This is a genomic window from Pseudomonadota bacterium, assembly GCA_026388215.1.
Lineage (GTDB): Bacteria > Desulfobacterota > Syntrophorhabdia > Syntrophorhabdales > Syntrophorhabdaceae > JAPLKF01.
In genome coordinates this window covers 1-6,155 of the sequence record JAPLKF010000208.1, presented here as the reverse complement: position 1 = coordinate 6,155, position 6,155 = coordinate 1, and the positions used below count along the sequence as shown (strand labels likewise).

The following is a 6,155-nucleotide window of genomic DNA, read 5'->3' as shown; positions in this document are numbered from 1 at the left end:
ACCTCCTTACTAAGATTTTTTGATGTGGGTACATCACTATATATCTTAACAGGAGGTTTCTTTTTTGGTAGTCTGATAAAAAACTTTTTTCTCTGTTATACTTTGGGGTAGGGCTTAAGGGCATGGTAATATATAACGCTCATTAAATTATGATATTTCTGAAAAGACGTAAGGTCAAGAACTCAGGAAATGGAAGAAGATCACATAACCAATGGATGCAGCCAATCGCCGGTAATTCCGGCTCTGGCTGATCCTCGTGTTATACCCGTAACGTTCAATTTTTATAACAACACGCTATGCAAAACTCGTAGCTGCTATACGTATTTTATACCTACCAGATTGCCTCAATAACCTAAATTCTTCATTCTCAATTCTTCATTTTTCATTGCTTCTTGAAGGTGTCCCATTCCCCTCTTTCTTTCAGAACTTCACGGTAGACCTCAAGTGCCTTATTGACGAGTGGCATGCCCCCATAGGGGGCTAATTGAAAAAAGACCTCCGCAAGCTTTTTAGGGTCACAGCCGACATTCAAGGTTGCATTTACATGGAGCTTTAATTCCTCGGAAGCACCAAGGGCTGCCAGCATGGCACAAGCAACCATCTGTCTTTCCGGAAGCGTCAGAACAGTCCTCGAATAAAGGTTACCTGTAATGAACATCGAAAGGTTATTGGCAAGGTCTCTGTCAAATTCCTTCCACATCAGGTACGGAGGGTCCATCTTGATCCCCTTACCGAATAGTTTCTTTGCAGTCTCCTGGGTCCTTTTTTTTGCTGCTTCATCATCCACGTTACGTGTCCTCCTTTAGATTTTTTGTACGTTTTATCACGTGCCTTTTAAGATCGTCAATATATAATACCATTTTGCGATCTATCGGATACATTATTGCTCTCAAGGAAACCATCTCTTCCATTCGCCAACTCAAAATTCTTACCCTCTCTGCGACTCAAGTTCACTCGATGGGCAAGGGCGGAGACTCCCCGCTGAAGTACATGCCTGCCCATCGTCCCCTGCTAAAGCTGGGGAACGTTCACTTTCGTCATGAGGGGTTACCCAAGAATTTCTCGATGCTCATTCCAGAGAAGGGTTTCCTTCCTATCTGTTGCTGGAAGATTGCAAAATGGTATAAAAGGGGTATTCAGCATTCAACCCTTAGCTCAAAAAAGCTTTAATGAGTTATTTTTATGCTAACCGCTGATTACAAACTCTTTATTTAATATTCCAAAGATGTTAATATTGCCCGACATGTAATTATGAAGATCGTGTAGCTATGAGGAGGATATATGAAAAGGGTACTGGTTTACATTGTCTTTGCTGCAATGGTATTTGGTGTCTCCGGTTGCGGTTATAATACGATGCAAAGGAATGAGGAGGTAGTGAAGGCTGCATGGGGGGATGTTGAGGCAACGTATCAGCGAAGAAATGACTTAATCCCGAATCTCGTTGAGGTTGTCAAGGCGTATGCGAAACATGAAAGAGAGACACTTCAGGCAGTAACCGAGGCGAGGGCAAAGGTTGGGAGTATTCAGGTTTCAAAAGATATTATCAACGACCCCAGGGCAATTGCACAGTTTCAGGAAGCCCAGGGAGCCATGAGCAGCGCTTTGTCAAGACTTATGGTTGTTGTTGAGAGGTATCCAGACCTCAAGGCAAACCAGAACTTTAAAGACCTCCAGCACCAGCTTGAGGGAACAGAAAACAGGATAAATGTTGCCCGCACGAGATACAACAAGGCTGTACAGGAATTCAATACCTCAATCAGGATATTCCCGAATAACCTTACCAATATGCTGCTGCTCCATCTGACGTCTAAAGAGGCGTTTAAGGCTGAAGCCGGGGCAGAGAAGGCACCGCAGGTGAAGTTCTAAGCATGTGGCAGAGAGCAGGGAGCAGAGAGCTTAGAGAGCAAGAACAGGGAAACTCTCGAAAAGCCAGTGGAAATAGTTAGCAATATGACATATAACAGAAGAACTCACGCCTTTCTTATATCACCTGCAGTATTTATCATTATAAGCTTGTTTTTAGCTCTTAGCCCTTCGCTCCCAGCTCTTCGCTGCGCTCATGCGCTGGATGTTCCTCCGCTTAAGGGTTATGTCAATGACTATGCAAACATAATATCGCCTTCTGCACGGGCGAAGATTGAGGCAGAACTCAAGGCCTTTGAGCAGTCTGATTCAACCCAGGTTGTTATTCTTACCATTCCATCCCTTAAGGGGGAAGCGTTAGAGGATTTTTCTATAAAGATCGCTGAAACGTGGAAGATAGGGCAGAAAGGTAAGGATAACGGCATAATCCTTCTTGTTGCCAATCAGGAGAGGAAGATAAGGATAGAAGTGGGACGGGGATTGGAAGGAAAACTCACCGATTTAACGGCAGGGAGAATAATAGACCTTGTGATAAAACCGAGATTCAAGAGGGGCGATTTTGATGGAGGTTTTGTTGCTGGTATTTCTTCTTTGATCGATGCAACACGAGGGGAGTTTAAGATTGAGGATAAACCTGGTCCAGCAAGGGGGCGGGGGCATGTGCCTATCCCCACACTCTTGATTTTTGGCGGGATTGCCCTATTTATGCTCGGGAGCTTCTCCCGTGTCCTGGGAGGCATGGCTGGTGCTGTCGGATTACCACTCATTGCATATCTGGCGATTGCCCCCTTTGGACTGATTACGCTGATTTTTTTTGCTGTTTTAGGTTTGATAATGGGAATTCTTTTGCCTCTGTTTGGCGGGCATGGCGGCGGGCTATTCTGGGGAGGAGGAGGTTCATGGGGCTCAGGCGGTGACGGCGGCGATAGTGACTTCGGAGGTGGTTTTGGTGGTGGCGGAGGTGACTTTGGAGGCGGTGGGGCCTCGGGAGACTGGTGATGAAATATCATTCAAAGGCAGACAGGTTTTTTACTGAAGAAGAAAAGGAAAGGATTAAGAGAGCGACCATTGATGTTGAATCCCGCACGATTGGCGAGATTGCCGTTATGGTGGTTGACCATAGCAGCCAGTACCATGAAGCAGAAATCGTGGGCGGGGTATTCATAGGAAGCCTTGTATCCATCATTTTGTCTGCTTTATACTTTCATTCATCTATGTGGTTTTTTATTCCCGTTGCCTTTTTACTCTTTTTCCCTTCCCGATTATTGTTTAAAAATATGCCTGTGCTCAAGCGTGTATTTGTGGGTAAGAAGAGGGAAGAAAAGGCAGTAAGGGAACGGGCACTGAAGGCATTTTATGAGAAAGGGCTTTACAAAACAAAAGAGAATACAGGTGTTTTATTTTTCCTCTCACTGCTTGAACGGAAGGTCTGGGTCCTTGCCGATAAGGGTATTCACGGGAAGATTCACCAGCCAACCCTTAACAAGTTTGCCGGTATGGTCTCAAAGGGGATAAGAGAAGGACGTGCCTCAGACGCCCTCATAGAAGCAATTCAGGAAGCAGGAGAGCTACTTGCAAAACATTACCCTGCCAAAGCAGGTGATACTGACGAACTGCCTGATGAGGTAATTTGCGAACCAGGCGCAAAAGATGATGCCGATTAGTCTTCATTACACCAAATATCTTGTCCGCCTGTTTGGGGTTAATAACCTTCTTCTCTATGGCTTTTATGAGAATTCCGACGGTCCCTGTCAATTTCACCCCTAACAGTTAATAAATTCTTCCTGTACTGTTGGTTTTTTCATTTAATTATTTCATACTCCATTGCAACTGGTAATAAATAAATGAGAGATTTTTATAAATAATTCTTGATATTTTTAATAGCTATGAAATAATACAGGATAGAAATGTTATTCTACAAAACATTAAAAAAAGAAGTACTAGCTATTTCTAATAGATTCGCCATCCCCGATCATCAAGCTTTCACGGTGTGGTTTGCAACTATATGCTGGGAACTTAGTCAAGACGATGCATATGATGCACTTAGAGTCGAGGGTCCAAACGAAAAGGGGATGGACCTTTTCTGGGTTGATCACCCCAATCAACGAGTGCTCCTCGGACAATGCAAGTATTCGCCGCAAGGATTGTATCGACCCAAAATGAAAGAACTAGATAGTTTTCTTGGTTGCACCGATTGGTTGCTATCCCCTCAAGCGCTGGAAAGAGAAGGCAGACCTGAGCTAGTTGCCGCGGCTAGAGAGTTCTGTGACGTGGTTAATCAAGAGTACTCCGTTTTTTTCTACTTCGTCTATTGTGGGCCGAGAGATGAGAATATCGATAAGAGGATTAGGGTCTTTAACACCAATCCAGAAAATGAGAGAAAGGGGCGTAGGGCAATACATTTCGACATCGAATTACTTGAAGATAGCTACGAAGAGCTTCGCGGGAAAGAGAAAAGAATAGAGAAAGGAGTAATTAAAGGAAACAAAAAGGTGATTGAGGTCACAGGCAGTTTTGGCAAAGGCCTTTTAACGTCTTTAGAAGGATCTCAACTTGCTGATCTTTACACTTCCTTCGGTGACAAACTCTTTGCCCGTAATATCCGGGGTTGGCTAGGTGTAAGGAGGGGATCTGTTAATGCCGGCATTAGTCAAACAGTTGAAGATAAAAGAGAACGAGGTAATTTTTGGGCATACAACAATGGAATAACGATTGTTTGTGACCACTACCATCATGACCCAGAAACAGGTAAAATCGAACTGACTAATTTCAGTATCGTCAATGGTTGTCAGACGACTATCACATTGTATCGCAGTAAGAGGTCTAATCTTACTAACAACGTCTTTTTGCTTGCCCGAATAATCTCACCACCAGAATCGTCTATCGACCGAATAATTCAATTCACAAATTCCCAGAACCTTATTCGTCGCTGGGAACTTGTTTCACAGGATCGGACTCAGCTTAGAATGCAGAACCAATTCTCCGAATTGAGTAACCCAGTTTACTATGTACTTAGAAGAGGAGATTGGAATTCTCTTAGCAAAGCTGCGAGAAGGAAGTATCGAGCATCTGGTACTGGACCTGCTAGACTGATAAAGCATGACCTTTTGGCCCAGTACATTGCTTCATTCAAGGGGCTCGCGGTCGTCGCATATAAGAACAAGGCCTTTCTTTTCGATAAGTACTATGAACAAACATTCCCTGCCGATCTCAGAGTTGAAGAAGCTCTGTTCATTTGGAAGGCGGGGGAATGTGTGCAAGACCTTGTCAGAGACGAGATCAAAAAGGAAGCAGAGTCGGTGCAAAAAGGCAACAAGCAACGTGAGAAGTACGTTTTAATGCTCAAGCGTGGTGGTCGTTTCTATTGCCTCGCGGTTCTTGGCCTCGTTGCGATGTTGAGGAACGGACCTGACTATCTGAGGTCAATAAACGAAGAACGCATAGTCAGTCAACAAGCTGGTAAGCGTCTTCAGAAGTATGCAAAGTTGTGCATACAGTTCTATAAACAGGCAGTAGATGACTTACTCCAAATCACTGGTCACGATCTCTCTGTTTTAATTCGTACAAGTGATTTCTTCGAGCGTATCGCAGACAGAGTTAGAAATACGTACTCAACCATAAGTGTGAATCAAGATTGGCTCAATGGCGCGCTACCAAAACTTTTTTAGCCGAAATTTGGCAAACAAATTTAGCGCAAAACAACTGCCTATAACAACCAAAAGCACTACGATAACGTAATTTGGTAAGGCTAAACGAAGTTTGAGTTAAGCGATGCAGTTGAGTTTATTCAACACAGTTTGCCGAGTGTTGGTAGGAGTCATTCAATAGAAGTAAACTCTGCTGTGTGCTTTAAAAGGAAAAGAGGGGCTTCCGTAAATTTATAAATAACTATTTACTTTCTCGTGATAATCATTAACTTTTATCTCCTTTATGGTCTCCACACTTGTAGATGTTAGACGCAGTTTTGCCATACTGATTTTTTGAAAAAATAAAAGTACGTAATTTTATCGATGTCTTCCTGCTATACGTAACATATCCTGCTTTCTCTCGTAATATTAGTTACTTACACCCTGTTTTCCTTTATCCATTTTTCGTCCAATTCAAACTCGTCCTCTCCGCCTGACTGGGTTCTCTGCATGACGACCTCAATAGCCTTGTAGTAGTCCCTCTGCACTTTGAGATTGGAGACCTTGCAGTAGCGCTGAGTCGTGGTAATCTTGGCATGTCCCAGGAGATCCTGGATAGTGACGAGGTCCGCGTCGGCATTCAAGAGCTGTGTTGCCATCGTGTGT

6 protein-coding genes are annotated in these 6,155 nt (G+C 43.6%); 4 read left to right on the top strand and 2 right to left on the bottom strand.

All coding sequences use genetic code 11. The features are described 5' to 3' along the window. Positions 1 to 382 precede the first annotated feature (382 nt). Entirely contained in the window at positions 383 to 787 is a 405-nt protein-coding gene (locus NTU69_10735) for a carboxymuconolactone decarboxylase family protein (GenBank protein ID MCX5803986.1), read from the bottom strand. Between the two features lie 494 nt (positions 788 to 1,281). Here NTU69_10735 and NTU69_10730 point away from each other — a divergent pair, with 494 nt between their 5' ends. From NTU69_10730 to NTU69_10715, 4 genes are all read left to right on the top strand, one after another. Next, positions 1,282 to 1,866 (top strand): LemA family protein, encoded by a 585-nt coding sequence (locus NTU69_10730; GenBank protein ID MCX5803985.1) that lies wholly within the window; start codon positions 1,282 to 1,284, stop codon positions 1,864 to 1,866. An 84-nt stretch (positions 1,867 to 1,950) separates the two neighbouring features. Further along, positions 1,951 to 2,862: a TPM domain-containing protein gene (locus NTU69_10725; protein ID MCX5803984.1), complete on the top strand. Its 912-nt coding sequence runs from the start codon at positions 1,951 to 1,953 to the stop codon at positions 2,860 to 2,862. Beyond that, positions 2,862 to 3,527, top strand: a complete 666-nt coding sequence (locus tag NTU69_10720) for a TPM domain-containing protein (protein MCX5803983.1) — start codon at positions 2,862 to 2,864, stop codon at positions 3,525 to 3,527. The genes NTU69_10725 and NTU69_10720 overlap by 1 nt, the downstream gene beginning before the upstream one ends. Positions 3,528 to 4,022: 495 nt before the next feature. Continuing rightward, entirely contained in the window at positions 4,023 to 5,531 is a 1,509-nt protein-coding gene (locus tag NTU69_10715; protein ID MCX5803982.1) for an AIPR family protein, read from the top strand. A gap of 395 nt (positions 5,532 to 5,926) precedes the next feature. On the opposite strand, the gene NTU69_10710 is transcribed toward NTU69_10715, so the two are convergent. Next, on the bottom strand, positions 5,927 to 6,155 hold a 229-nt coding region (locus NTU69_10710), incomplete at its 5' end, for a tyrosine-type recombinase/integrase (GenBank protein MCX5803981.1).

What these genes read in the sequence shown, in the direction of transcription:
- NTU69_10725 (MCX5803984.1), top strand. Translation starts at nt 1,951, where the DNA reads ATGACATATAACAGAAGAACTCACGCCTTTCTTATATCACCTGCAGTA.
- NTU69_10730 (MCX5803985.1), top strand. Translation starts at nt 1,282, where the DNA reads ATGAAAAGGGTACTGGTTTACATTGTCTTTGCTGCAATGGTATTTGGT.
- NTU69_10720 (MCX5803983.1), top strand. Translation starts at nt 2,862, where the DNA reads ATGAAATATCATTCAAAGGCAGACAGGTTTTTTACTGAAGAAGAAAAG.
- NTU69_10715 (MCX5803982.1), top strand. Translation starts at nt 4,023, where the DNA reads ATGAAAGAACTAGATAGTTTTCTTGGTTGCACCGATTGGTTGCTATCC.